Consider the following 22,892-nt stretch of genomic DNA (forward strand, 5'->3'; position numbering starts at 1 on the left):
GCCGCCGGTCCGCCCGCGGTGCGGTCTGCGCTACACCCCGCCCGGTCGTCGGACCCGGCCCGCCTGACAGGCCGGGCAGTGGAAGAGGACCCGGTCGGTGGGGGCGACCCCGATCGGGTCCACCCGGATCAGGGTCCCGCAGCGCAGGCACGGTCGGCGGGCACGCCCGTGCACCCACGTGTCCTCCGGCACCGACGGCGGGGTGGTGCGTTGGACCGCCCGCGCACAGTTGGCCGCCAGCGCCGAGCGCGCGGTGGTGAGCACGGCGGCCAGAACCTCCGGTGGCAGGGCACCGACGGGGCTCCACGGGTGCACGCGCCGCAGGAAGAGCGACTCGGCGGCGTAGAGGGTGCCGATGCCGCAGGCCAGCCGCTGGTCGAGGAGCACCTCGCCGACGGGCCGTTCGCCCTGGGCCGCGTAGCCGGCGGTGACCTGCTCGGTGTCCCAGTCCGGGCCCAGCAGGTCCGGTCCGAGGTGGCCCACGAGCCGGTGCTCGTTCCCTGTGCACACCAGGTCGAGCATGCCCAGCGAGGTGCCCACCGCCACGTGCCCGTCCGTCGCGAGAACCGCCCTGGTCGTGCCAGGCAGCCGGTCCGGGACGGGCGCTGGGCGCACCCGCCACGCGCCCTCCATCCGCAGGTGGGAGTGCAGGGTCGACCCGTCGTCGAGGCGGTGCAGCAGGTGCTTGCCGCGTGGCACCACCTCGACGGTGGTGCGACCGGTGAGGTCCACCGTCGCGAGCGTGGGCCAGCGCAGGTCGCAGTGCGTCAGCGGACGGCCCGCCAGTGCGAGGTGCAGCCGACGCGCCGTCCGCCCGACGGTGTCGCCCTCAGGCACGCAGCCGCCAGCCCTTGGGTGTCGCGGAGAACCCGGCCTGCTCGAGGGCGGTGAGCAGGGGCGACTCGCTGCGCAGCGCGGGCTCCCCGTCGACGGTCTCCACCGACAGCCCCGCGATGCGGCGGGAGGTGACGGCCTCGGCTGCGGCCCGGGACGCCACGGCGAGCCGCTGGGGGTCGGTCGTGAAGGTCAGTGCGGTCCGTCCGCCGCGTTCCCACCAGACGGCTGGGACGCCGTCGACGAGAGCGACCATCGCGCCCGCCTTGCGTGCCGGCCGGTGTCCGCCGCCGGTGGTCGTGGGCCAGGGCAGGGCGGCGCCGTGGACCACGGCGGGGTCGCACGCGCTGAGCAGCAGGGCCACTGGGGAGCGGTCGTCGCCGCGGGTGGGTTCGCGGTCGGCCCGGAGCAGGTCCACGGCCCCGGTGGTGGCGAACTGCGCCGCGCCCAGCGACTCCACGAAGTAGCCGCGCCGTACCCGGCCGGCGTCCTCGGCCGCGGCGAGCACCCTGTAGAGCGCCGCGAAGCCGCCGCTGACCTCCTCCACGGTCACTGCGCCCCGGGTCACCACGCCGTGCCGGTCCAACGCGACCTCCGCGGCCGCCACCGTCCGCAGGGTCGGGTCCTCGTCGACCACCGGCAGGAGCGACCAGCGGCCGGCCAGCACGTCCGGGGTCGGGGTGGTGCGCCCCGCCGGGCGCGCCGCCCCGGACAGGCCCCGCAACGAGGCCGGCCGCCCGGAGAGCCGTGCCCGACGGGCCCGGGGACGGCTCTTCTGGGCCGTCCGCCCGCCCGCCAGCCGCGCCCGCACGGGGGCGAAGGTGTCGCAGGTGACCCGGCCGGACCCCACCAGGCCCCAGACGGCCTCGGTCCACTCGGTGTCCGTGCCGAGCGGCACCTCCAGGTCGGGGACGGCCTGCTGCTCGTGGGCCGTCCGCAGCTCGGCCAGTCGCTGCGCACCGCCCCCGGAGAGCAACGTTCGCACCCGCTCCGCGGCCGGAGTCGGTGCCTCGTCCGGTGGGGGCAGGGTGGCCGGTGCCTGGTCGGCGGGGTGGAAGGAGACCCAGAGGTCGTCCCCGGCCAACAGCCCGTGCGACGCCCAGACGAACTCACCGCTGGCCAGCAGCTCGTCCAGCAGGGCCGGGGCGTAGTCCCGCACCCGGGCGGGCAGCACCAGGCTCTCGACCGCGCTGGCCGGCAGCACCGCCCCGGTGAGCTGCTCGAGGGCCCGGGCCACCGCGTCGATGCCGCGGGACGGGGCGTCCAGCCCCTGCCAGCGCAGGGTGAAGCGGGCCAGGTCGTCGCCGTCCACCGGCTCGACCTCGGCCCGCAGCGCAGCCAGGGAGCGTCGGCGGATGCGGCGCAGCACCTGGGCGTCGCAGAAGTCCGGTCCCACACCGTCGTCGGCGTCCCGGCCGCCGAGGGCGGTGGGCAGCAGTGCGCCCTCCACGAGGCGGCCGTCGGCCACCAGGGCGCGCAGGGCCGCCACGGCCACGGCACGCCCGAGGCCGAGGCGCTCCGCGAGCGCGTCCGCCGTGAAGGGGCCGTGCGTCCGGGCGTGGCGCACCACGAGGTCACCGAGCGGGTCGGTGCTCACCACCATCGCGGCCTGTGGCAGCCCCGGTGGGACGGGCGTGCCCAGGGCGTCGCGCAGTCGGGCGAGGTCGTCCACGGCGGCCCAGCAGGACCGACCCCCGACGGCCACCTGCGCTGCGCGTCGCTGCTCCTGCAGGTCCGCCAGCCAGGCCCCGGGGTCGCCGTCCTCGACGCACCGGGCCACGAGCTCGTCGTGGTCCAGCGGTCCCAGCACACGCAGCAGGTCCGCGAGGTCCTCGGCGTCCCGGGCCCGGCGGTCGGGTGCCGTGTGCTGCAGCTCGGACTCGGTGTCCACCACCGCCTGCGGGTCCACCAGGTCGCGCAGGGCGGTGCCCTCGGAGCGGCCCAGCAGGTCGGCCAGCAGGGTCGGGTCCAGCGCGAGCGCCGCCGCCCGTCGCTCGGCCAGGGGCGAGTCGCCCTCGTAGAGGAACTGGGCCACGTAGCCGAGGAGCAGGTTCTGGGCGAAGGGGCTGGGCGTCGGGGTCTCGACGAAGGCGAGCCGCACCTCGCGGGTGGCCACCTGCCGCATCAGGCGGGTCAGGGCGGGCACGTCGTAGACGTCCTGCAACACCTCGCGGACCGTCTCCAGGACCACCGGGAAGTCCGGGTGCCCGGAGGCCACCTCCAGCAGCGAGGCGGCCCGCTGCCGCTGCTGCCACAGCGCCTGACGGCGGTCGGGCCGCCGCCGCGGCAGGAGCAGGGAGCGCGCCGCGCACTCGCGGAACCGGGCAGCGAACAGCGCCGAGCCGCCGACCAACGCGGTCACCTCCTCGTGGAGGGTGTCGGGGTCCAGCGCCACCAGCTCGGCGAGCGCCTCGTCCAGCGAGCGGGCGTCCAGGGCGCTGGGGGCCGCGTCCGTGCCGGGGGTCGGGTCGGCGTCGGGCACCGACCAGGCGTCCCACCCACCGAGGTCGGGCAGCCGCAGGACGATGCCGTCGTCGGCGTGGAGCGCCTGCACGTCCACGCCGAAGCGCTCCCGCAGGCGCTCGGCCAGGACGAGGGCCCACGGGGCGTGGACCGGGGAGCCCCAGGGGGAGTGGACCACGACGCGCCAGTCCCCGAGCTCGTCGCGGAAGCGCTCCACGACGATCGTCCGGTCGTCCGGGACGGTGGTGGTGGCCTGCTCCTGCGCCTGCACGTGGGCGACGAGGTTGTCCACGGCCCAGTCGTCCAGCCCGCTGCCGGTCAGCCGCTCCCGGGTGGCCTCCTCCTGCCCGGAGGCCAGCTCGCGGACGAAGGCGCCGACGTTCCCGCCGAGCTCGGCCGGGCGCCCCAGCCCGTCGCCGTGCCAGAAGGGGAGCTTGCCCGGCTGCCCGGGGGCGGGGGAGACGAGCACGCGGTCGTAGGTGATGTCCTCGATGCGCCAGGAGGTGGTGCCGAGGGTGAAGACGTCCCCGACGCGGGACTCGTAGACCATCTCCTCGTCGAGCTCCCCGACCCGGCGCCCCGGGCCGGAGCCCCCGGCCAGGAAGACCCCGAACAGGCCGCGGTCGGGGATGGTGCCGCCGGAGAGGATGGCCAGGCGCTGGGCGCCGGGGCGGGCGCTCACGACGTCGTCGGCGCGGTCCCACACCAGTCGTGGGCGCAGGTCGGCGAAGTCCTCCGAGGGGTAGCGCCCGGTGAGCATCTCCAGCACCGAGTCGAGCACGGCCCGGGAGATGCCCGACCACGGTGCGGCCCGCCGCACCATCGCGTGCAGGTCCGGCACCGACCAGTCGTCCACGGCGCAGGCGGCGACCACCTGCTGGGCCAGCACGTCCAGCGGGTTGGTCGGCACGTGCAGGGCCTCGATGCCACCGACCCGCATCTGCTCGACCACCACCGTGGTCTCCAGCAGGTCCTGCCGGTGCAGGGCGTGGAAGCTGCCACGGCTGACCGCCCCCACCTGGTGCCCGGCGCGCCCGACCCGCTGCAGGCCGCTGGCGACGCTGGGAGGCGACTCCACCTGGACCACCAGGTCCACCGCGCCCATGTCGATGCCGAGCTCCAGGGAGCTCGTCGCCACCACCGCGGGCAGGGTGCCGGCCTTGAGCGCGTCCTCGATCTCGGCCCGGTGGTCCTTGCTGACCGACCCGTGGTGGGCCCGCGCCAGGACCGCCGGCGCCCCGGTGGAGGCCCCGGCCTGCGCCATGAGCTCGGCGGGAGGCCGCTCCTCGGGGGCGGTGGGCACGGCGGTTCCCTGCCGCTCGGCCCAGATCTCGTTCAGACGCGCGGTGAGGCGCTCGGCGGACCGGCGCGAGTTGCAGAACACGAGCGTGGAGCGGTGGGCGGCGATCTCCTCGACGATCCGCTGCTCCACGTGCGGCCAGACGCTGGCGTGCTCACGGGGGTCGTCCTCACCCCCGAGGTCGCTGAGCGTCAGGTGCTCGGGGAGGGCCAGGTCGTCCGGCACCTGCGCACCGGCTGGTGGGGGCGTGGGTGCCGCCGGGTCGGCCACCGGCTCCTCCGGCGTGGCCGACGGCGCGGTCGAGAGGTCGGACAGGTCCGGGACGTCCGCGTGCACCGCCAGGTCCCACTCCTTGGCGGCCGGTGGCTGCACCACAGTCACCGGCCGCCCTCCGGCGAGCCAGCGGCCCACCTCCTCGACCGGGCGCACCGTCGCCGACAGGCCGATGCGCTGGGCGGGCCGCTCCAGGAGCGCGTCGAGACGCTCCAGCGACAGGGCGAGGTGGGCGCCCCGCTTGGTGCCGGCCAGCGCGTGCACCTCGTCGACGATCACGGTGGTCACCCCGGAGAGCTGCTCGCGGGCCCGTGAGGTCAGCAGCAGGTAGAGCGACTCCGGGGTCGTGATGAGGACGTCGGCACCGTGGGAGGCGAAGCGCCGCCGCTCGGCGGCCGGGGTGTCGCCGGAGCGCAGGGAGACCGAGACCTGCGGCGGCTCGCTGCCCAGTCGCGCGGCGGCGTGGCCGATGCCGGACAACGGGGCGGCCAGGTTGCGCTCCACGTCGACCGCGAGGGCCTTCAGCGGGGAGACGTAGATGACGCTGCAGGGCGCGCGGGGTGGCTCGTGCCCCTCCCGGGCGACGAACTGGTCCAGCGACCAGAGGAAGGCCGAGAGGGTCTTGCCGGAGCCGGTGGGTGCCACCACCACGGTGTGGTCACCACGACTGATCGCGTCCCACGCACCGGTCTGGGCAGCGGTGGGCGAGGCGAAGCTCGCCCGGAACCACGCGCTGGTGGCGGGCGAGAAGCGGTCGAGGACGTCGGCTGGCATCGGGCACAGCCTGCCACCGACCACCGACACCCACCGCCGTGCGGGACCCCGCCGGCTCCTCGCCACCGGGTGGGTCCGACACTGGGGCGATGCTGGACGTGCTGCTGGGGTTCTGGACGATGACGGCCCTGGTCCTGGTCGGCTGGCTGCTGGCGCGCCTCGAGACCGTGCCGATCAGCGCCGTGGAGGTGCTGACCACCCTGGCCTTCCGGGTGGCGACGCCGCTGCTGCTGTTCACCGTCGTGGCCCGGGCGCCGCTGGAGCAGGTGCTCTCCCCGCTGGTCCCCATCGCCGCGGTCACGGCGCTCACCGTCGGGCTGCTGGCCGTGGCCCTCACCCGGCGCCCGGCCGGGGATCGCGGTGTCGGGGAGGCGGTGGTGGTCGCCAACGCGGCCGGCTACGTGAACTCGACCTTCCTCGGCATCCCGATCGCCGTGTTCGTCCTCGGCGACGCGGTGTGGGCCACCCCGGTGATCCTCGCCCAGGTGCTGTTCCTGCAGCCGCTCGCGCTCGCCGTGCTGGACTCGAACGCCGGTGTCCGCCCCTCCGGGCCGGTCGCCCGGGTCTGGCAGGTGGTCGGCAACCCGCTGACCCTGGCGTCGCTGAGCGGCGTGCTCGTCTCGGGGCTCGGGTGGGACCTCCCGCCGGTGGTCGCGGAGCCGGTCGGCCTGCTGGGGGACATGGCCGTTCCCACCATCCTGCTGGCCTACGGCATGTCCCTGCGCTGGGGTCCGAGGCCCTTCTCCGGCGGTGACGCGCGGGAGCTGTGGACGGTCGTGGCGCTGAAGGTGCTGCTCATGCCGCTGCTCGCGCTCCTGGCGGCCCGGGGCCTCGGGCTGGAGCAGGACGAGGTGCTGGCGGCGGTCGTCGGTGCGTCTCTGCCGACCGCGCAGAACGTGTTCATGCTCTCGACCGTCTACCGCACGCGGCAGGACCTCGCGCGGGACGCGGTCTTCGCCTCGACCCTGCTGACGGTCCCGGTCGTGCTGTTCGTGGTCGCCCTCCTGGGGTGAACCGGCTCGGCCACCGACCGGGTACGCGAGAGGGCCCGCATCTCGTGGGTGCGGGCCCCCTCGGACTGCGGCAGGAGCCGGGCTCCCGGGGCGGTGTCCTCGGCGCTGCCGGAGTCGGCGCCCTCCTCGTCACCCTGGGTGGTCATCGAGCCGTTCGAGGCGGGCTCCGCGGTCTCGGCCTGGGTCGGGGAGACGGCCGCGAGCGGAAGCGGGGGTCGGTGCCCAGTTTGTGAGACTGCCCCCATGCGCATCAGTCAGCTGAACGAGCTCATGGCCGACGAGTTCGGCGTCGCCATGGCGGGGCACATCCGGGGCAACCACGTGCTCTCCTCGGTCCCCGGTGACCGCACCGTGGACGGGGCGCTGGCCGACGGTGTGTCGCCGCGCGAGATCTGGCGGGCGGTCTGCGACGACTTCGACGTGCCGGAGGAGCGGCGCTGGGGACGGGATCCCGGGCGCCGACCGGGGGAGCGCTGAGGTGGGCGCCGCGAGGGACCGACACGCCGAACAGAGGTAAATGTGGTGCCGAACAGGTGTTCTGTAGTGTCTGCGGCAGGTCCACACCGGTGACCGCTCCCGTCGTCCACAGCCGGATGCGAGGAGCGAGGAGGTTGTCGGTGGTGGCACCTAGCGTCTGACGCAGACCCGCAGGCGACCCACGGGGATCAACCGTGGGGCCCTCCGGGAGGCCTGCGTCGAAGGTGGGCGCGCCCGTCCCGATGTGAGAAGGAAGTGGTGAGCATGGCCGGCAAGAAGACCAGTGACCCGACCTCGGACCGCGCACGGTCCCTGGACACCGTCATGGCCCAGATCGAGAAGCAGCACGGCAAGGGAGCCGTGATGCGCCTGGGCGACGACGTGCGTCCGCCGATCGCGACGATCCCGACCGGATCCATCGCGTTGGACGTTGCCCTGGGGCTCGGCGGCCTGCCGCGCGGCCGCGTCATCGAGGTGTACGGCCCCGAGTCCTCCGGCAAGACGACCGTGGCCCTGCACGCGGTGGCGAACGCCCAGAAGAACGGCGGCATCGCCGCGTTCATCGACGCCGAGCACGCCCTCGACCCCGAGTACGCCAAGAAGCTGGGCGTCGACGTCGACAACCTGCTGGTCTCCCAGCCGGACACCGGTGAGCAGGCGCTGGAGATCGCCGACATGCTGATCCGCTCCGGCGCGCTGGACATCATCGTCGTCGACTCCGTGGCCGCGTTGGTGCCGCGGGCCGAGATCGAGGGCGAGATGGGTGACTCCCACGTGGGTCTCCAGGCCCGCCTCATGAGCCAGGCGCTGCGCAAGATCACCGGTGCGCTGAGCAGCACCGGCACGACGGCGATCTTCATCAACCAGCTGCGCGAGAAGATCGGCGTGATGTTCGGCTCCCCGGAGACCACCACCGGTGGCAAGGCGCTGAAGTTCTACGCGTCGGTCCGCATCGACGTGCGCCGCATCGAGACGCTCAAGGACGGTTCGGAGCCGGTCGGCAACCGCACCCGCGCGAAGATCGTCAAGAACAAGGTGTCCCCGCCGTTCAAGCAGGCCGAGTTCGACATCCTCTACGGGCAGGGTATCTCCCGTGAGGGAGGCATCATCGACATGGGCGTGGAGCACGGCTTCGTGCGCAAGTCCGGTGCCTGGTACACCTACGAGGGCGACCAGCTCGGACAGGGCAAGGAGAACGCCCGTCAGTTCCTGAAGGACAACCCGGACCTCACCGAGGAGCTGGACCGCAAGATCAAGGCGAAGCTCGGCATCGGGGTGGACCCGAACGCTCCGGCGGAGGACGTGGACGCCGAGGCTGCCGCCCTGGCGGCGGGCCAGCCCGACGAGGTCGAGGTCACCTTCTGATCGTGACCTCCCACCGGCGCCGAGCGCACACCACCGTCCCCGAGAGCACCCGTGCCGATGGGTGACGGCCCCCTGACCCCGGGCCCCGACGCGTCGACCCCGCGTCGGGGTCCGGCCCGCGTGCCGGACATGGACGAGCTTCGGCGGATCGCCGCCGGGGAGGTGCCCCCGCAGGGCGGCGGGGAGAGCGACTCGGCAGCGCCCGCCGAGCGGCCGGGGGCGGTGAGGGGCGGTGAGCCCGAGCCCGAGGGTGAGGGAGCGTCGCGGCGTCGACGCGGCCGCCGTCGTGACCGGGACCAGGTCCCGCCACCGCCGGACCCGGCCGAGGAGGCCGCCGACGCGGATCCGCACGAGGTGGCGCGGCAGATCGTGCTGCGGCAGCTCACCGCGGCGCCCCGGAGCCGCAAGCAGCTGGAGGACAAGCTCGCCCAGCGGAACTGCGACCCGGACGTGGCCGCCGAGGTCCTCGACCGCATGGAGGCCGTCGGACTGGTCGACGACGAGGCCTACGCGCACATGCTGGTGCGCTCCCAGCAGCAGGGGCGTGGACTGGCGCGCAGGGGTCTTGCACACGAGCTGCGCAAGAAGGGGATCGATGACGAGACGGCCCAGCAGGCGCTGGCCGACGAGGTCACGGCCGAGGGGGAGCGGGCCCGCGCCGAGGAGCTCGTGGCCAAGAAGCTGCGGACGATGTCGGGGCTGGAGCGTCAGGTGAAGACGCGCCGACTGGCCGGGATGCTCGCGCGCAAGGGCTACTCGGGGGAGCTGGCGTACTCGGTCATCCGGGAGGCCCTGGACCAGGATCCCGAGCACACCCGGGACTGAGAATGTCGCCGCAGCGGCGTCAGGTGACCCGGGCCCAGACCCGCGGGGCGAGGTGCGGCAGCAGGGTGCGGTAGCCCAGCCCGCTGAGGTGCAACCCGTCGTCGGCGAACGCTCGTGCGCCGAGGGGCTGCACGATCCTGTCCGCTCGGATGACCGTGGCCGCGTGCTCTCGCACGACCGTCAGTGCCGCGTCCCGGTAGGCGCTGACCCGTGCGGTGGTCCAGCGCTCTCCTGCGGGCCGGGACGCGATGATGCCGGGAGGGGCCAGGTACGCCACCGGTCGGCCGCGGAGTCGCGTCAGGACACCGCCCAGCCCCGCCGTGAAGTCCTCGAGACTGACACCACGACGTTTCGCGGCGTCGTTGGTCCCGACGGACAGCACCACCGGTGCCGATGAGCTGTCCGGGGGAGGAGGGGAGTCGATCCGGTCCAGCTGCCCGCGCAGGTCGAGCACGGTGGACCCGCCCACGGCCAGATTGCGCACGGACGGGCCCACCACGGTCGACGCCCGACGGATCCGGGCCAGGTGGCTGTCGCCGACGAGCAGGACCGTCAGGACTGCTGACCGTCGCTGCCGCCGGCTACGTCGAACGACCACAGCTCGGCACTCATGCCCACCGGCTTCTGGCGGGGCTGCTCACCCTCACCGGAGTGCGCGTCGCCCTGGCCCGCCCCCGGCTGACCGCTCTCGCCCTCGGGGCGGCTGCCCTCGCCGTGCGCCTTCTGGAACTCCCGGCCGGAGGTCCACGCCTCGAAGGAGGCCTCGTCCTCCCACCGCGTCACGACGAGCCACACGTTGCGGTCGTCGGTGGGGCGCAGCAGCTCGAAGCCCTTGAAGCCGGGCTGTCCGTCGACGGCGCCGGCCCGCTTTGCGAAGCGGTGGGCCAGCTCGTCGCCGGAGTCGGCGGGCACGGTGATGGCATTGATCTTGATGACGTCGCTCATGGACCCATCGTGGCACCGCCGCCCTCGGACGGGGGACCCGGTGGGCAGGGCGCGACATGTGGCCGACGGCTCCCCCGCGAGGGCCGGGTGTGTCACCGGCGGCGCGTAGAATCCTCGCCACCATGAGCAGCACCTCCACCCCCCTGACCTACGACGTCCGCACCCACGGGTGCCAGATGAACGTGCACGACTCCGAGCGTCTCTCGGGTCTGCTCGAGGGGGCCGGGTACACCGACCTGGAGGCCCTGGACACCGGTGACCGCCCGGAGACCGCCGACGTGGTGGTCTTCAACACCTGCGCGGTGCGCGAGAACGCCGCCAACAAGCTCTACGGCAATCTGGGCCAGCTGCGGCAGGCCAAGCTGCGCAACCCGGACCTGCAGATCGCCGTCGGCGGCTGCCTCGCGCAGAAGGACCGCGACACCATCGTGGAGCGTGCGCCGTGGGTGGACGTCGTCTTCGGCACCCACAACATCGGCTCGCTGCCGGTGCTGCTGGAGCGGGCCCGCCACAACCGCGAGGCCCAGGTGGAGATCCTGGAGTCGCTGGAGACCTTCCCCTCGACGCTGCCCACGCGCCGCGACAGCGCCTACTCGGGCTGGGTCTCCATCAGCGTCGGCTGCAACAACACCTGCACCTTCTGCATCGTCCCCAGCCTGCGCGGCAGGGAGAAGGACCGTCGCCCCGGCGACATCCTCGCCGAGGTGCGCGCGCTGGTGGAGCAGGGCGTCGTCGAGATCACCCTGCTGGGCCAGAACGTGAACACCTACGGCGTCGAGTTCGGCGACCGCCAAGCCTTCTCCAAGCTGCTGCGCGCCTGCGGTGAGATCGAGGGGCTGGAGCGGGTGCGCTTCACCTCCCCGCACCCGGCCGCCTTCACCGACGACGTCATCGACGCCATGGCCGAGACGCCGAACGTCATGCCGAGCCTCCACATGCCGCTGCAGTCCGGCTCGGACAAGGTGCTCAAGGACATGCGCCGCAGCTACCGCAGCAAGAAGTTCCTGGGCATCCTCGACCGGGTGCGCGAGCAGATCCCGCACGCGGCCATCACCACCGATCTCATCGTCGGCTTCCCGGGGGAGACCGAGGAGGACTTCGACGAGACGCTGCGCGTGGTCGAGGCCAGCCGGTTCTCCAGCGCGTTCACCTTCCAGTACTCCATCCGCGAGGGCACCCCGGCGGCCACGATGGACGACCAGGTGCCCAAGGAGGTCGTGCAGAACCGCTTCGACCGCCTCATCGAGCTGCAGGAGCGGATCTCCTGGGAGGAGAACCGCAAGCAGGAGGGGCGCACCGTCGAGGTGCTCGTGGCCCCCGGCGAGGGGCGCAAGGACGCCGAGACGCAGCGCCTGTCGGGCCGCGCGGACGACAACCGGCTGGTGCACTTCGCCCTGCCGGCCGACCTGTCCGAGACCGACCGCCCGCGCCCGGGTGACATGGTCACCGTCGAGGTCACCTACGGCGCCCCGCACAACCTCATCGCCGACTCCGCGGTCGACGGCGGCACCTTCTCCGTGCGCCGCACCGCCGGCGGTGACGCATGGGAGCGTGCCCAGGGGATGCCCGCGAAGAAGCCGGCCGTCGGGCTGGGCATGCCCGGCATCGGCCAGCCCCCGGCGCCGGACGTCACCGCCGCGCCCTGTCAGGTGGACTGACTTTTCAGGGCGGACACGCTTTCCTGCTGGGGGGGCAGGTTCCCGCTGGAGGAGTCGGCTTCTCGTCGCCTGGGGTCGCACCCTGACGTGACCTTTTGCCGAAAGTGTCGGCGTCAACGGGGAGTCGCCCCCCGGACCCCGCGAGAACAGGACAACGAACGGTGCGTACCCGTCTGCCCGCGGCCCCGATGGCCGCCCTCACCTGTGTGCCCCTCACCCTCACCGCGACGCCGTCGTGGGCGGACGCCCCCGCGGCCTCGGCCGCCGGTGAGGCGCCCCACGAGGCGCCCTCGGACCAGCCCGCCGACGCGGCGCCCGACGACGCCACTCCCGAGGGGGCCGAGCTTCTGGACGTGCGCTCCATCGATCTGATCGGGGCCCGGGCCGGTGGTCTGATCATCGACACCGGTGTGACGGCGGGTTCTGCCTTCGGCCAGGCCCAAGCGAGGGTGGGCGCGATCGCCTCCTGACGCCAGGGGAGGGGCGGGTGCTGAGCCTGCCCCTCCCCGGAACGGACGAACGCCTGAGGGCGGCCCGGGGGAACCGGGACCGCCCTCAGGCGTTCAGGAGCGGCGGCTCAGGCTGCTCCGGGTCTCACTCGCCCTGCTTCTCCTGGGCGTCCTGCACGGCACGGGCCGCGGCGAAGCGGGCGATCGGCACGCGGTAGGGGGAGCAGGAGACGTAGTTCAGACCGAGCTCCTCGAACAGGCCGATGGAGGCCGGGTCACCACCGTGCTCACCGCAGACACCGAGCTTGATGTCGGCCTTGGTGGACCGGCCGCGCTCGACACCGAGGCCGACCAGGCCGCCGACGCCGTCGCGGTCGATGGAGCCGAAGGGGTTGCCCTCGACGATGTCCTCGTCCACGTAGTGGGCCAGGAAGGCGCCCTCGGCGTCGTCGCGGGAGATGCCGATGCCGGTCTGCGTCAGGTCGTTCGTGCCGAAGCTGAAGAAGTCGGCGTGCTCGGCGATCTGGTCGGCGGTCACCGCGGCGCGGGGCAGCTCGACCATCGTGCCGACCGTGAAGTCCAGCGTCTCGCCGGCGGCCTCGAGCTCCTCGGCGACCGTCTGCTCGATGATCGCCCGCATGCGCTTGAGCTCCTCGGCGAAGGCCACCAGCGGCACCATGATCTCCACGTGCGGGTCGTTGCCGCGCTTCTTGGAGGCCAGGGCGGCGCGCACGATGGCGCGGGTCTGCATCGCCGGGATCTCCGGGTAGACCAGCGCCAGGCGGACCCCGCGGGTACCGAGCATCGGGTTCTGCTCGGTGAGCTTCTTGACCTGCGCCAGCAGGGTGCGGGCCTCGGCCAGCTCGGCGTCGTCGTCGCCCTTGCCCTCCAGCTCCAGGCGCTGCACCAGCAGGGCCTGGTCCACGAGGTTCGGCAGGAACTCGTGCATCGGCGGGTCGAGCAGGCGCACGGTCACCGGGAGGCCGGTCATCGCGTCGAAGATCGCCTCGAAGTCCTCCTGCTGCAGCGGCAGGATCTCGGCCAGCGCCTGGGTGCGGGCCTCGTCGGACTCGGCCAGGATCATCTTGCGCACGGCCGGCAGGCGGTCGGCCTCCATGAACATGTGCTCGGTGCGGCACAGACCGATGCCCTGGGCGCCGAACTCACGGGCCTTGGCGGCGTCGGCGCCGTTGTCGGCGTTCGCGCGCACCTCCATGCGGCGGATGTCGTCGGCCCAGCCCACGATCGTCTGGAAGTCGTCGTTCAGCTGCGGCGGCACCAGTTCCAGGGCGCGGTCGTAGACCTCGCCGGTGGAGCCGTCGAGGGTGATCATGTCGCCCTCGGACAGCACCGAGTCACCGATGGTGAGCTTCTTGCCCTCGGGGTCGATCTTGATCTTGGAGGCACCGGCGACGCAGGGCTTGCCCATGCCGCGGGCCACCACGGCCGCGTGCGAGGTCATGCCGCCGTGGGCGGTCAGCACGCCCTGGGCGACGATCACGCCGGCGATGTCGTCCGGGGTGGTCTCCCAGCGCACCAGCACGACCTTGTCGCCGGCCTTGCCGCGCTCGGCCGCGGTCTCGGCGTCGAACACGACCTCGCCGACGGCCGCACCGGGGGAGGCGTTGAGGCCCTTGGTGACCGGCTTCTCACCGTGGTCGGGGTCGATCGCCGGGTGCAGCAGCTGGTCCAGCTGGGCCGGCTCGATGCGCTTCAGCGCGCCGGCCTTGTCCAGCTTGCCCTCGTTCACCATGTCCACGGCGATCTTGAAGGCCGCCGGGGCGGTGCGCTTGCCGTTGCGGGTCTGCAGCAGGTAGAGCTTGCCGTCCTCGACGGTGAACTCGATGTCCTGCATGTCGCCGTGGTGCTCCTCCAGGCGGTTCATCGTGTCGAGGAGCTCGCGGTAGGCGTCGGGGAGCACCTGCTCCATCTCGGCCAGCGGCTTGGGGGTGCGGATGCCGGCCACGACGTCCTCGCCCTGCGCGTTCACGAGGAACTCTCCGTAGAGCTCCTGGGCGCCGGTGGAGGGGTTGCGGGTGAAGCAGACACCCGTGGCGGAGGTCTCGCCGCGGTTGCCGAACACCATCTGCATGACGTTCACGGCGGTGCCCAGGTCGTCCGGGATGCCGTTGGCCTTGCGGTACACGCCGGCGCGCGGGGTGTCCCAGGAGGAGAAGACGGCGTTCACCGCGCGCTTCAGCTGCTCCTTCGGGTCGGTCGGGAACTCCTCGCCCATGTGGTCGCGGGAGACCTGCTTGAAGGTCTCGACCAGGCCCTTGAGGTCCTCGGCGGTCAGCTCGGGGTCGTTCTCGACGCCGCGCTCGGCCTTCAGGGCGGACAGGGCGTCCTCGTAGGCGTGGTGGGGCACGCCCTCTACCACGTCGCCGTACATCTGGATGAAGCGGCGGTAGGTGTCCCAGGCGAAGCGCTCGCCGAACTCCTGCGCGAGCGAGTCCACGGTGTCGTCGCTGACGCCCAGGTTGAGGATCGTGTCCATCATGCCGGGCATGGAGATCACGGCGCCGGAGCGCACGGAGACCAGCAGCGGCTTCTCGGCGTCACCGAGGCGACGGCCGGCACGCTCCTCGAAGCGGGCGAGGGAGTCCTCGACCTGGCCCCACAGCTCGGACGGCCACTGGCCGCCGTTGTTCATCGTGTCGATGCAGGCCGCAGTCGTCACGGTGAAACCGTCCGGCACCGGCACCCCGAGCTTGATCATCTCCGAGAGGTTGGCCCCCTTGCCGCCCAGCAGGGGCTTCATCGAAATGTCGCCCTCGGAGAGGTCGTAGGTGTACTTCGTGGCGCCGCCGGTCATGCGGGATCCTCCAGGTCACGTTATGCGCGTCAGGTCAGATCAGCCCGTGGTGGGCCTCACATCACCGGCAAGGGTAGCGCGGCGACCCTCCACCAGTTCGATGACGCGTCCGGCCGATTCCTCGAGAGCCAGCTGCGTGGTGTCGATGGTGGGGCAGCCGACCTTGCGGAACACGTTCTGCGCGTGGTCGAGCTCGTCGTAGATCTTCATGAGGTCGGCGTAGCCGTCGCGTCCCTGGTGGCCGCCGAGATGCTGCACGCGACGCGTACGGATGTCCTGCAGCCGGGAGGGGTCGATGGTCAGCCCGACCACCTTCCAGCGCGGCACGGAGAACAGGCGCTCGGGCGTCTCGATGCCCTTCACCAGGGGGATGTTGGCCGTCTTGTAGCCGAGGTAGCCCAGGTACATCGACAGCGGTGTCTTGCCCGAGCGGGATACGCCGATGAGCACGATGTCGGCCTGGTCGAGGCGCTGGTCGGGGTTGCCGTCGTCGTTGGCGACGGCGTACTCCATCGCCGCGATGCGGGTGAAGTAGTCCGCACCGATGCCCACCGGGCGCACCTTGTGCTCGGCCTGGCGGTGGCCCACCCGTTCCACGGCGCCCAGGGCCGGGCCCAGCAGGTCCACGTGCTCCAGGCGCAGCTGCTGGGCCAGCTCGTGCACGAGGTCGTGCAGGGAGGCGTCGACGATGGTGGAGTACACGACCACCGGTGCCCCGTCCTCGGCGATGCGTGCCATCACCGAGCGCAGCGTGGACTCGGTGGTGATGCGGGGGTGTCGCACGATGTGGGTGTCGATGTCCGGGAACTGCGCGGCCGTCGCGCGGGCCACGCGGGCCGCTGTGTCGCCGGTGGAGTCCGCCACGACGTGGAACTCGATGGCCTGGGTGCTCATGGCCCCAGCGTAGGTGCGGGAGGATGGGCCCGATGTCGCACCGCACCTCGCCGCCTGCCCCCGCCGGCCAGACCTCCGCCGACCACCCGCTGGCCGGGCCGGTGCCGGTGGTGGCCGTGGTGGGGCAGACCGCCACCGGCAAGTCCGACCTCGGGCTCGCGCTCGCCGAACGGCTGGACGGGGAGGTGGTCAACAGCGACGCCTCGCAGCTCTACCGGGGCATGGACATCGGGACGGCCAAGCTCTCGGTGGCCGAGCGGCGCGGCGTGCCGCACCACCAGCTCGACGTGCTGGACGTGACCCAGGAGGCGACGGTGGCCCGCTTCCAGGCCGACGGGCGCGCCGACATGGCCGGCATCCGGGCCCGGGGGAGGGTGCCGGTGGTGGTGGGTGGCACCGGCCTGTACGTACGGGCGCTGCTCGACCGGCTGGAGATCCCGCCCACCGACCCGGCCGTGCGCGCCGCCCTAGAGGAGCGGCTGGAGGCCGAGGGGGTGGAGGCGCTGTACGCCGAGCTGCAGCGCCGGGACGCCCCGGCCGCGGCCGGCATCGAGCCGCGCAACGGGCGCCGGGTGGTGAGGGCGCTGGAGGTCATCGAGCTCACCGGGCGGCCGTTCAGCTCCACCATGCCCACGCGCGAGTTCCTCGTGCCGACCGTGCTCATCGGGCTGCGGGCCGACGACGCGGTGCTGCACCCCCGCATCGACGCGCGGGTGGAGCGCATGTGGGAGGCCGGCCTGCTCGAGGAGGTGCGGGCCCTGGACGCCGCCGGGCTGCGGGCCGGGCCGGGGCGGACCGCGCGGCGTGCCATCGGGTACTCGCAGGCGCTGGCGCAGCTGGACGGGGAGATGACGCGGGTCGAGGCGGTCGCCGACACCCAGCAGGGCACGCGGCGGCTGGCCCGCCGGCAGCGCGCCTGGTACCGGCCGGACCCGCGCATCCACTGGCTGGAGCACGACGCCGACGACCTGGTGGAGCAGGCCCTGGAGGTGGTGCGCGCCGCCCCACGAGCCTGAGGGCCCCGCCCAGCCGGGGCCGGGGCGGCGCGGGCACGGAAAAGGCGTGGCGCGGACCTGCGCGCCGGTGGTGGGGTGGGGGCATGACCGAGCAGACCTTCCACCTCGTGCAGCTGGACGTCGCCCCGTCGGACGCTCCGCCCTCCGCCCTCACCGAGCAGGTGGTGGAGCTCGACGCCCTCCTGGGGCAGGAGCTGCTGGGCCACGACGACATGACCGGCAACGACGCCGCCGGCGTGCTGCGCAACCTGCAGGAGACCGTCGCCCACCGGCGCTGGCTGGTGCTGGCCGTCGACCGCCTCCCGGAGGGCGTGGAGGTGGGAGGGCTCGGCCTGCCCCTGCTGCCCGGCCGCGGTGACTCGGGGGAGGTCAGGGTGCTGGGGTCGGTGCTGGTCTCCCTGGGCCGTCAGGAGAATACCGACCGGGCCCACGTGGTACTCGAGGTCCACCCCGACCACCGCCGTCGTGGCATCGGTACCGCGCTGCACCGGGTGGCCGAGGAGGTCGCCCGCGCGGAGGGGCGCAGCGTGCTCGACACGTACACCGGGCACGCGCGGTCGGCCGAGCCGGGGTCGGAGCACGCCCTGGAGGCCCCCACCGGGTTCGGCGTGCTGGACCGCCGCGAGGGCCCGGCGGCCTTCGCGCTCGGTCACGGGTGGCGCCTGCTGCAGACCGAGACCCACTCGCAGCTGGACCCGGCGCAGGGCATAGTGCGGGTGGACGCCCTCGAGGCCGCGGCGTGGCCCCTGGCGCAGGGGTACGAGGTGGTCACCTGGGCCGGGCGCACGCCGGCCGAGCACGTGGAGGGCATGTGCGACCTCTACCGCCGCATGAGCACCGACGTCCCCCAGGGCGGTGCCGGGCGCGAGGAGGAGGTGTGGACGCCCGAGCGGGTGCGGGCCAACGACGACCGACGTGCCGAGAGCGGGGCCCGGACGGTGTTCGCGATGGCGCGCCACACCGCGTCGGGGCAGGCGGTGGCCTACAGCTACCTCCAGACCCCGCGACGTCGCCCGGCCGCCGCATACCAGGAGGACACGCTGGTGGCCGCCGAGCACCGTGGCCACCGGCTGGGCACGCTCGTGAAGACCGCAGCCCTGCGCCGGGCGGTGGCCGAGTGGCCGCAGGTGGAGCGCATCCACACATGGAACGCCGGGGAGAACGCGCACATGCTGGCGATCAACAACGCGCTGGGCTACCGGTCCGTCAGCCTCGAGGGCATCTGGGAGAAGCAGCTGGCCTGACGGGCGCTCACCAGACCTCCCAGGACCCCTTGCCGGCGACCACCACCGTGGTGACCGGCTCCGTGGTGGCCCAGCTGGGCGCCCCCTCCACGGTGGCCCCTGCGCCTCTCGAGACCAGGGGCGTGCCCTTCGGGACGCGCAGGTGCAGCGTGTGCCCCGCCGTGAGGGCGCCAGGGTCCGGCAGCACCACCTTCGTGGCGCCGTCGGCCGCGACGCGCAGCGAGTCCGCCGTGCCGTCGATCGTCGTCAGGTCCACCTCGCCGGTCGCCGGGGAGCGCAGGTACCCGGTGCGCGGTGCCACCGGGCCAGCAGTCGCGGGGGACGCCTCGCCCGGCTGGGTGCGCAGGCCGTAGGGGAACTGCGTGGGCGAGCCGTCCACCTCGAGGTAGGCACGCGCCGCCCCGTGCCCGGTGACGCCCTGCGGCCAGTGGCCCACCACCCGGTGCCCCTCGCCCGCCTGGAGGTCGATGCGGGGTGGGACGGCGCCGCCGTGCTGCTTGGAGTAGGTGTTCTCCAGAGTGGTGCGGTGGCTGTTGGCCACCCGGATGGTGGCGTGCTCGGTGTGGAAGTCCCAGTGGCAGTCCAGGACCTTGTTGCCGGTGCAGTTGTCGCCCCGGCCCTCGAGCCCCCACTCGTTGGTGGCCCCGATGCTCACGGCCACGTACGGCTCCTCCGCGGTGGCCTCGTGGTGGTCGGTCTCGAAGTAGATGCCCTGCAGGACGTTGTTGAAGGACGACTGCTCCAGGACCACCTGGCCCTTGCTGGCCGGGTTGGACTGGATGACGCCGCCGAGGAAGAAGTTGGTGGAGGAGTGCGTGAGCAGGATGCCGATCTCCGAGCAGCGCTCCACGTTGACGCCCAGGAAGAGGTTGCCGTTGAAGGCGTACCCGGTGGCGATGCCGATGCGGCAGGCCATCACCAGCAGCGAGACGAAGACGCTGTTCTCGCAGGTGGACTGGTAGCCCACGTCGAAGTTGGCGATGGAGACGTTGTCCCACCGCTGGCGCACGGGCCAGCCGCCGCCGGAGGCGCGCTCGCTCGGAGTGGTGGGGTTCTGGCTCACCCAGCCCAGCCGCACGCCCACGCCGTGCCCGGGGCCCACGAGCGCCAGGTCGCGCAGCGTCGATCCCTCGGCCCCGGAGGCGTCCCCGATGTCGAGCCAGGGCTGGTCGGGGGCCAGGGTGTCGGGGGCGATGAGCACGGTGCCGCGGGGTCCCAGCTCGGGGTCGCGCCAGGTGGCGTCGCCGAAGGTGAGCCGGCGGGCGCCGTCAGCGGCGAACGAGGCCCCGCTGCCGCGCCACATCACCGGCAGGTGCCCGGCGCGCTCGACATCGGGCCCGGGGTCGAGGTCCCGGGTGGAGATGGCGTCCACCTCGTACCGCCCGGCCGGGATCAGCACCTCGCTGCGGGTGCGCTGGGCCTCGACGGTGGCGGCCACCAGCGCGGCCTTGTTCTCCGCGGCACTGCGGTCGGGCGACATGCCACCCGCGAAGGACGGGTCCGCCGCGGAGAGCAGACCCAGCCCGCGAGCGGCCTTCCGCCAGGCGTCCGACGAGTGGGACCCGGAGTCTCCGAGCAGCGCGGCGACCTTCTCGTCGAGCTCCGGTGGCAGGTGACCACCAGTGGGCTGGTGGGGGTCGGTCTCCCGCGACCCGGTGCAGGCCGCGGCGGTCACGGCGACGGCGCCGGCCATGCCAGCCAGCATCGCGCGTCGTGGGTGGGGGGTCTCCTCCACGGGATTCACCTCGGTGGTCTGGGGATGGTGGTCGGTCTCTCAGTCGCCCGGGGCGGGGCGGGCCTCGAGCACCCAGAAGGCCTTGTGGCGGGCCACCCGCTCGCACGTGAAGGCCGTGGCCTCAACACCCACGGGTGAAGGCACGAGGCTGGACAGGGTCGCGGTGTCGAGCTCGGCGATCCACCGCTGCAACGACGGGGCACCCAGGTTCTTGCCCACCACCAGGTGCGCCACCCCCTCGGGCCGCAGGCGGGGCAGCCAGATGGCGAGGATCTGGTGCAGCACCTCCTTGCCCACCCGGATGGGCGGGTTGGACCAGAGGCCGTCGAAGCGCACGTCGGCGGGCACCTCCTCGGGCAGGCACACGGTGACGCCCGCGCCACCGGGCGCGTCGGCCAGCACCCCCAGGCGCCGCGCGTTCTCCCGGGCCAGGTCGGCGGCGCGCTCGTTGACCTCCACGGCCCACACCACGGCGCCGGGGCACTGCAGGGCCAGTGAGAGCGCCACCGGCCCCCAGCCGCAGCCGACGTCGAGCAGCACCGGCGCGTCGGCCGACCCGGGGGCCAGGACGTCCTGGACCGGGGAGGACTCCAGCAGCAGCGCCGTCGCGTGGTCCAGGTGCTCGGGGGAGAAGACGCCTCCGGCGGTCACCAGCCGATGGGTGCGGCCGGCCAGCTCCACCTCGATCTCGCGGCGCTCGTCGGCCGATGCGGGGGCGGCGGAGAAGTAGTGGTCGGCCATGGCCCGGACTGTACTGACCCGGTGGACGACTCCCGTGCACCGTGCAGGGGCGCCGGTCGCCGGCAGGCCCGTCACCCGCCGGTCACCGGGCGCTCACTGCGTCGACGCCCGGGCGGCACCCCGACGCAACCCGCGGCCGGGAGGGTGCCGCCATGACCCCCACCTCACAGAACCACACCCCGTTCCGCCCCACCCGCCGTGCCGTCCTCGGCGGCGCCCTGGCCGGCACCGCCGGCGCCGCGCTCGCCGCCCCGGCAGCCTCCGGTCTGGTGGTGGCCCGCCCCGAACTGACCTCCGGGCTGCAGTTCGGCGACGTGGGCACCGACTCCGGCATCGTCTGGTCCCGCTCCTCCGTGCCCGGCCGGATGCTGGTGACCCTCACCGACGAGCGCGGTCGCACCCGCCGCCTGAAGGGCCCGTGGACCGACCCGCGCCGGGACAACACCGCCAAGCTCGAGCTCCGCGGCCTGCGGTCCGGCGCGCACCACGAGGTGATGGTGTCCTTCGTCGACGACGAGGGCCGCGAGGGCGAGCGCGCCACCGGCTCGTTCACCACCGGTGACACCGAGAGCGGGGCCACCTCGTTCGTGTGGACCGGCGACACGGCCGGCCAGGGCTGGGGCATCAACCCCGACATCGGCGGCATGCGTACCTACGCCGCGATGGCGGCCACGGAGCCCGACTTCTTCCTGCACTCCGGCGACACGATCTACGCCGACGGCCCGATGGAGGAGACGGTCGTCGAGCCCGACGGCAACGTGTGGCGCAACCTGCTCATCGACGAGGTGACCGAGGTGGCGCAGGACCTGCGCCAGTTCCGCGGCCGCCACCGCTACAACCTGATGGACGACAACATCCGCGTCCTGTACTCCCGGGTGCCGGTCATCGCCCAGTGGGACGACCACGAGACGACGAACAACTGGTACCCGGGCGAGGTGCTCGACGACCCGCTGTACGACCGCGAGAACCGGGTGGACGTGCTGGCCGGGTACGCCCGCCGGGCCTTCTTCGAGTACCAGCCCCTGGCCGACGGCCACGGTCGTCGCCCGTGGACCCCCGAGGGCGGTGGCCGCATCCACCGCACCATCCGCCGTGGCCGCCACCTGGACGTGTTCAGCCTCGACATGCGCACGCACAAGGGCCCGAACACGGCCAACACCGAAGACCGTCGCACGCCGATCCTGGGGCAGGAGCAGGTCGCCTGGCTGATCCGGGAGCTGCGCCGGTCCACCGCCACCTGGAAGGTGATCGCCGCCGACCTGCCGCTGGGCCTGGTGGTGCCCGACGACCCCGCCCAGGAGGGCGTGGGCAACGCCGACCAGGGCCGACCGCTGGGCCGCGAGCAGGAGATCGCACAGGTGCTCAAGGCCATCAACGACCACGGCATCACCGGCGTGGTCGTGCTGACCGCGGACGTGCACTACTGCGCCGCGCACCACTACGACCCGGAGCGCGCCGCGTTCAAGGACTTCACCCCGTTCTGGGAGTTCGTGGCCGGCCCGGTGAACGCCGGCACCTTCGGCCCGAACGACCTGGACGGCACCTTCGGCCCGCGGCTGGACTTCCAAAAGGTGGCCGGCACTCCGAACGAGTCGCCCCGCGTCGGCAACCAGTTCTTCGGCCACGTGGACATCGACGAGGCCGGCGTGTTCACGGTGACGCTGCGGGACGCGACCGGCACGGTCCTCTACACCCGTGCCCTGCAGCCGGAGCGCACCGGACCGATCGTCGACACCGGGGTGGCCGACGGGTCGGCCGCCGGCCGGGCTCGCGACCTGGTGAACGGACTGGTGGGCCGCTGACCCAGCCGGTGCGGGGACGCGGTCACCCTGCGACCCGGGGGGGGTCGTAGGGTGACCGCATGTCGACACGAACCGGTGTGCTGGCAGCGTCCACGCTGGCGCTCGGTCTGCTCGCGGGGTGTGTCGGCGGGGGGTCCGGGGACGAGACGTCCAGCACGGGGGACACGCCTGCCGACCACTCGGTCGAGCCGAGCCCGAGTGCGTCGAGCGGGAGCCCCGGCACAGGACCCAGCACGAGCCCGGACGACTCCGCGAGCGGGAGCCCCGTG

General features: G+C 73.4%; 17 protein-coding genes. 9 read left to right on the forward strand and 8 right to left on the reverse strand.

Annotated features, from left to right (window positions below; genetic code table 11):
* Window positions 1-30 precede the first annotated feature (30 nt).
* Entirely contained in the window at window positions 31-837 is an 807-nt protein-coding gene (locus tag ACY8FT_RS01815) for a DNA-formamidopyrimidine glycosylase family protein (RefSeq protein WP_462417237.1), read from the reverse strand.
* A complete protein-coding gene (locus ACY8FT_RS01820) occupies window positions 830-5,644 on the reverse strand; it encodes an Lhr family helicase (protein ID WP_462417238.1) in 4,815 nt (1,604 codons plus the stop codon). Before ACY8FT_RS01820 ends, ACY8FT_RS01815 begins: the two co-directional genes overlap by 8 nt.
* 89 nt (window positions 5,645-5,733) lie before the next feature.
* On the opposite strand from ACY8FT_RS01820, the gene ACY8FT_RS01825 reads away from it, so the two are divergent.
* The 4 genes from ACY8FT_RS01825 to ACY8FT_RS01840 all read left to right on the forward strand — a co-directional run bounded on the left by ACY8FT_RS01825 (window position 5,734) and on the right by ACY8FT_RS01840 (window position 9,324).
* Window positions 5,734-6,657 (forward strand): AEC family transporter, encoded by a 924-nt coding sequence (locus ACY8FT_RS01825; RefSeq protein WP_462417239.1) that lies wholly within the window; start codon window positions 5,734-5,736, stop codon window positions 6,655-6,657.
* A gap of 243 nt (window positions 6,658-6,900) precedes the next feature.
* Entirely contained in the window at window positions 6,901-7,134 is a 234-nt protein-coding gene (locus tag ACY8FT_RS01830; protein WP_462417240.1) for a DUF3046 domain-containing protein, read from the forward strand.
* Window positions 7,135-7,398: 264 nt separating this feature from the next.
* Window positions 7,399-8,499, forward strand: a complete 1,101-nt coding sequence (gene recA, locus ACY8FT_RS01835; RefSeq protein WP_462417241.1) for a recombinase RecA — start codon at window positions 7,399-7,401, stop codon at window positions 8,497-8,499.
* A gap of 57 nt (window positions 8,500-8,556) precedes the next feature.
* Entirely contained in the window at window positions 8,557-9,324 is a 768-nt protein-coding gene (locus tag ACY8FT_RS01840) for a regulatory protein RecX (protein ID WP_462417242.1), read from the forward strand.
* A gap of 19 nt (window positions 9,325-9,343) precedes the next feature.
* On the opposite strand, the gene ACY8FT_RS01845 is transcribed toward ACY8FT_RS01840, so the two are convergent.
* Both ACY8FT_RS01845 and ACY8FT_RS01850 read right to left on the reverse strand, forming a co-directional pair.
* The gene (locus ACY8FT_RS01845) at window positions 9,344-9,808 is read right to left on the reverse strand and encodes an SGNH/GDSL hydrolase family protein (protein WP_462417243.1); all 465 of its coding nucleotides are present in this window, start codon (window positions 9,806-9,808) and stop codon (window positions 9,344-9,346) included.
* A gap of 68 nt (window positions 9,809-9,876) precedes the next feature.
* Window positions 9,877-10,269 (reverse strand): antibiotic biosynthesis monooxygenase family protein, encoded by a 393-nt coding sequence (locus tag ACY8FT_RS01850; protein ID WP_462417244.1) that lies wholly within the window; start codon window positions 10,267-10,269, stop codon window positions 9,877-9,879.
* A gap of 122 nt (window positions 10,270-10,391) precedes the next feature.
* Between ACY8FT_RS01850 and miaB the strand changes: the two genes are divergently transcribed.
* Together miaB and ACY8FT_RS01860 are read left to right on the forward strand one after the other, a co-directional pair.
* Window positions 10,392-11,927: a tRNA (N6-isopentenyl adenosine(37)-C2)-methylthiotransferase MiaB gene (miaB, locus tag ACY8FT_RS01855; protein WP_462417245.1), complete on the forward strand. Its 1,536-nt coding sequence runs from the start codon at window positions 10,392-10,394 to the stop codon at window positions 11,925-11,927.
* 161 nt (window positions 11,928-12,088) lie between these two features.
* The gene (locus tag ACY8FT_RS01860) at window positions 12,089-12,397 is read left to right on the forward strand and encodes a hypothetical protein (protein ID WP_462417246.1); all 309 of its coding nucleotides are present in this window, start codon (window positions 12,089-12,091) and stop codon (window positions 12,395-12,397) included.
* Window positions 12,398-12,521: 124 nt separating this feature from the next.
* On the opposite strand, the gene ppdK is transcribed toward ACY8FT_RS01860, so the two are convergent.
* Both ppdK and ACY8FT_RS01870 read right to left on the reverse strand, forming a co-directional pair.
* Window positions 12,522-15,191, reverse strand: coding sequence for a pyruvate, phosphate dikinase (gene ppdK / locus ACY8FT_RS01865; protein ID WP_462417247.1), 2,670 nt, complete (start codon window positions 15,189-15,191; stop codon window positions 12,522-12,524).
* A gap of 39 nt (window positions 15,192-15,230) precedes the next feature.
* Complete coding sequence (locus ACY8FT_RS01870) at window positions 15,231-16,085, reverse strand: pyruvate, water dikinase regulatory protein (RefSeq protein WP_462417248.1); 855 nt, start codon at window positions 16,083-16,085, stop codon at window positions 15,231-15,233.
* A gap of 32 nt (window positions 16,086-16,117) precedes the next feature.
* Here ACY8FT_RS01870 and miaA point away from each other — a divergent pair, with 32 nt between their 5' ends.
* Both miaA and ACY8FT_RS01880 read left to right on the forward strand, forming a co-directional pair.
* Window positions 16,118-17,101, forward strand: coding sequence for a tRNA (adenosine(37)-N6)-dimethylallyltransferase MiaA (gene miaA / locus ACY8FT_RS01875; RefSeq protein ID WP_462417249.1), 984 nt, complete (start codon window positions 16,118-16,120; stop codon window positions 17,099-17,101).
* An 83-nt stretch (window positions 17,102-17,184) separates the two neighbouring features.
* A complete protein-coding gene (locus ACY8FT_RS01880; RefSeq protein WP_462417250.1) occupies window positions 17,185-18,345 on the forward strand; it encodes a GNAT family N-acetyltransferase in 1,161 nt (386 codons plus the stop codon).
* Between the two features lie 7 nt (window positions 18,346-18,352).
* Here ACY8FT_RS01880 and ACY8FT_RS01885 read toward each other — a convergent pair whose 3' ends face one another.
* Both ACY8FT_RS01885 and ACY8FT_RS01890 read right to left on the reverse strand, forming a co-directional pair.
* Window positions 18,353-20,080, reverse strand: a complete 1,728-nt coding sequence (locus ACY8FT_RS01885) for a hypothetical protein (RefSeq protein WP_462417251.1) — start codon at window positions 20,078-20,080, stop codon at window positions 18,353-18,355.
* Window positions 20,081-20,119: 39 nt separating this feature from the next.
* On the reverse strand, window positions 20,120-20,821 hold the full coding sequence (locus ACY8FT_RS01890; protein WP_462417252.1) for a class I SAM-dependent methyltransferase: 702 nt from the start codon (window positions 20,819-20,821) through the stop codon (window positions 20,120-20,122).
* Between the two features lie 152 nt (window positions 20,822-20,973).
* On the opposite strand from ACY8FT_RS01890, the gene ACY8FT_RS01895 reads away from it, so the two are divergent.
* The gene (locus tag ACY8FT_RS01895; RefSeq protein WP_462417253.1) at window positions 20,974-22,623 is read left to right on the forward strand and encodes an alkaline phosphatase D family protein; all 1,650 of its coding nucleotides are present in this window, start codon (window positions 20,974-20,976) and stop codon (window positions 22,621-22,623) included.
* Window positions 22,624-22,892: the final 269 nt, after the last annotated feature.

The sequence above is a fragment of the Kytococcus sp. Marseille-QA3725 genome (genome assembly GCF_054950055.1).

What these genes read in the sequence shown, in the direction of transcription:
- ACY8FT_RS01850 (WP_462417244.1), bottom strand. Translation starts at nt 10,269, where the DNA reads ATGAGCGACGTCATCAAGATCAATGCCATCACCGTGCCCGCCGACTCC.
- miaB (WP_462417245.1), top strand. Translation starts at nt 10,392, where the DNA reads ATGAGCAGCACCTCCACCCCCCTGACCTACGACGTCCGCACCCACGGG.
- miaA (WP_462417249.1), top strand. Translation starts at nt 16,118, where the DNA reads ATGTCGCACCGCACCTCGCCGCCTGCCCCCGCCGGCCAGACCTCCGCC.
- ACY8FT_RS01890 (WP_462417252.1), bottom strand. Translation starts at nt 20,821, where the DNA reads ATGGCCGACCACTACTTCTCCGCCGCCCCCGCATCGGCCGACGAGCGC.
- recA (WP_462417241.1), top strand. Translation starts at nt 7,399, where the DNA reads ATGGCCGGCAAGAAGACCAGTGACCCGACCTCGGACCGCGCACGGTCC.
- ACY8FT_RS01825 (WP_462417239.1), top strand. Translation starts at nt 5,734, where the DNA reads ATGCTGGACGTGCTGCTGGGGTTCTGGACGATGACGGCCCTGGTCCTG.
- ACY8FT_RS01820 (WP_462417238.1), bottom strand. Translation starts at nt 5,644, where the DNA reads ATGCCAGCCGACGTCCTCGACCGCTTCTCGCCCGCCACCAGCGCGTGG.
- ACY8FT_RS01895 (WP_462417253.1), top strand. Translation starts at nt 20,974, where the DNA reads ATGACCCCCACCTCACAGAACCACACCCCGTTCCGCCCCACCCGCCGT.
- ACY8FT_RS01830 (WP_462417240.1), top strand. Translation starts at nt 6,901, where the DNA reads ATGCGCATCAGTCAGCTGAACGAGCTCATGGCCGACGAGTTCGGCGTC.
- ppdK (WP_462417247.1), bottom strand. Translation starts at nt 15,191, where the DNA reads ATGACCGGCGGCGCCACGAAGTACACCTACGACCTCTCCGAGGGCGAC.
- ACY8FT_RS01870 (WP_462417248.1), bottom strand. Translation starts at nt 16,085, where the DNA reads ATGAGCACCCAGGCCATCGAGTTCCACGTCGTGGCGGACTCCACCGGC.
- ACY8FT_RS01840 (WP_462417242.1), top strand. Translation starts at nt 8,557, where the DNA reads ATGGGTGACGGCCCCCTGACCCCGGGCCCCGACGCGTCGACCCCGCGT.
- ACY8FT_RS01880 (WP_462417250.1), top strand. Translation starts at nt 17,185, where the DNA reads ATGACCGAGCAGACCTTCCACCTCGTGCAGCTGGACGTCGCCCCGTCG.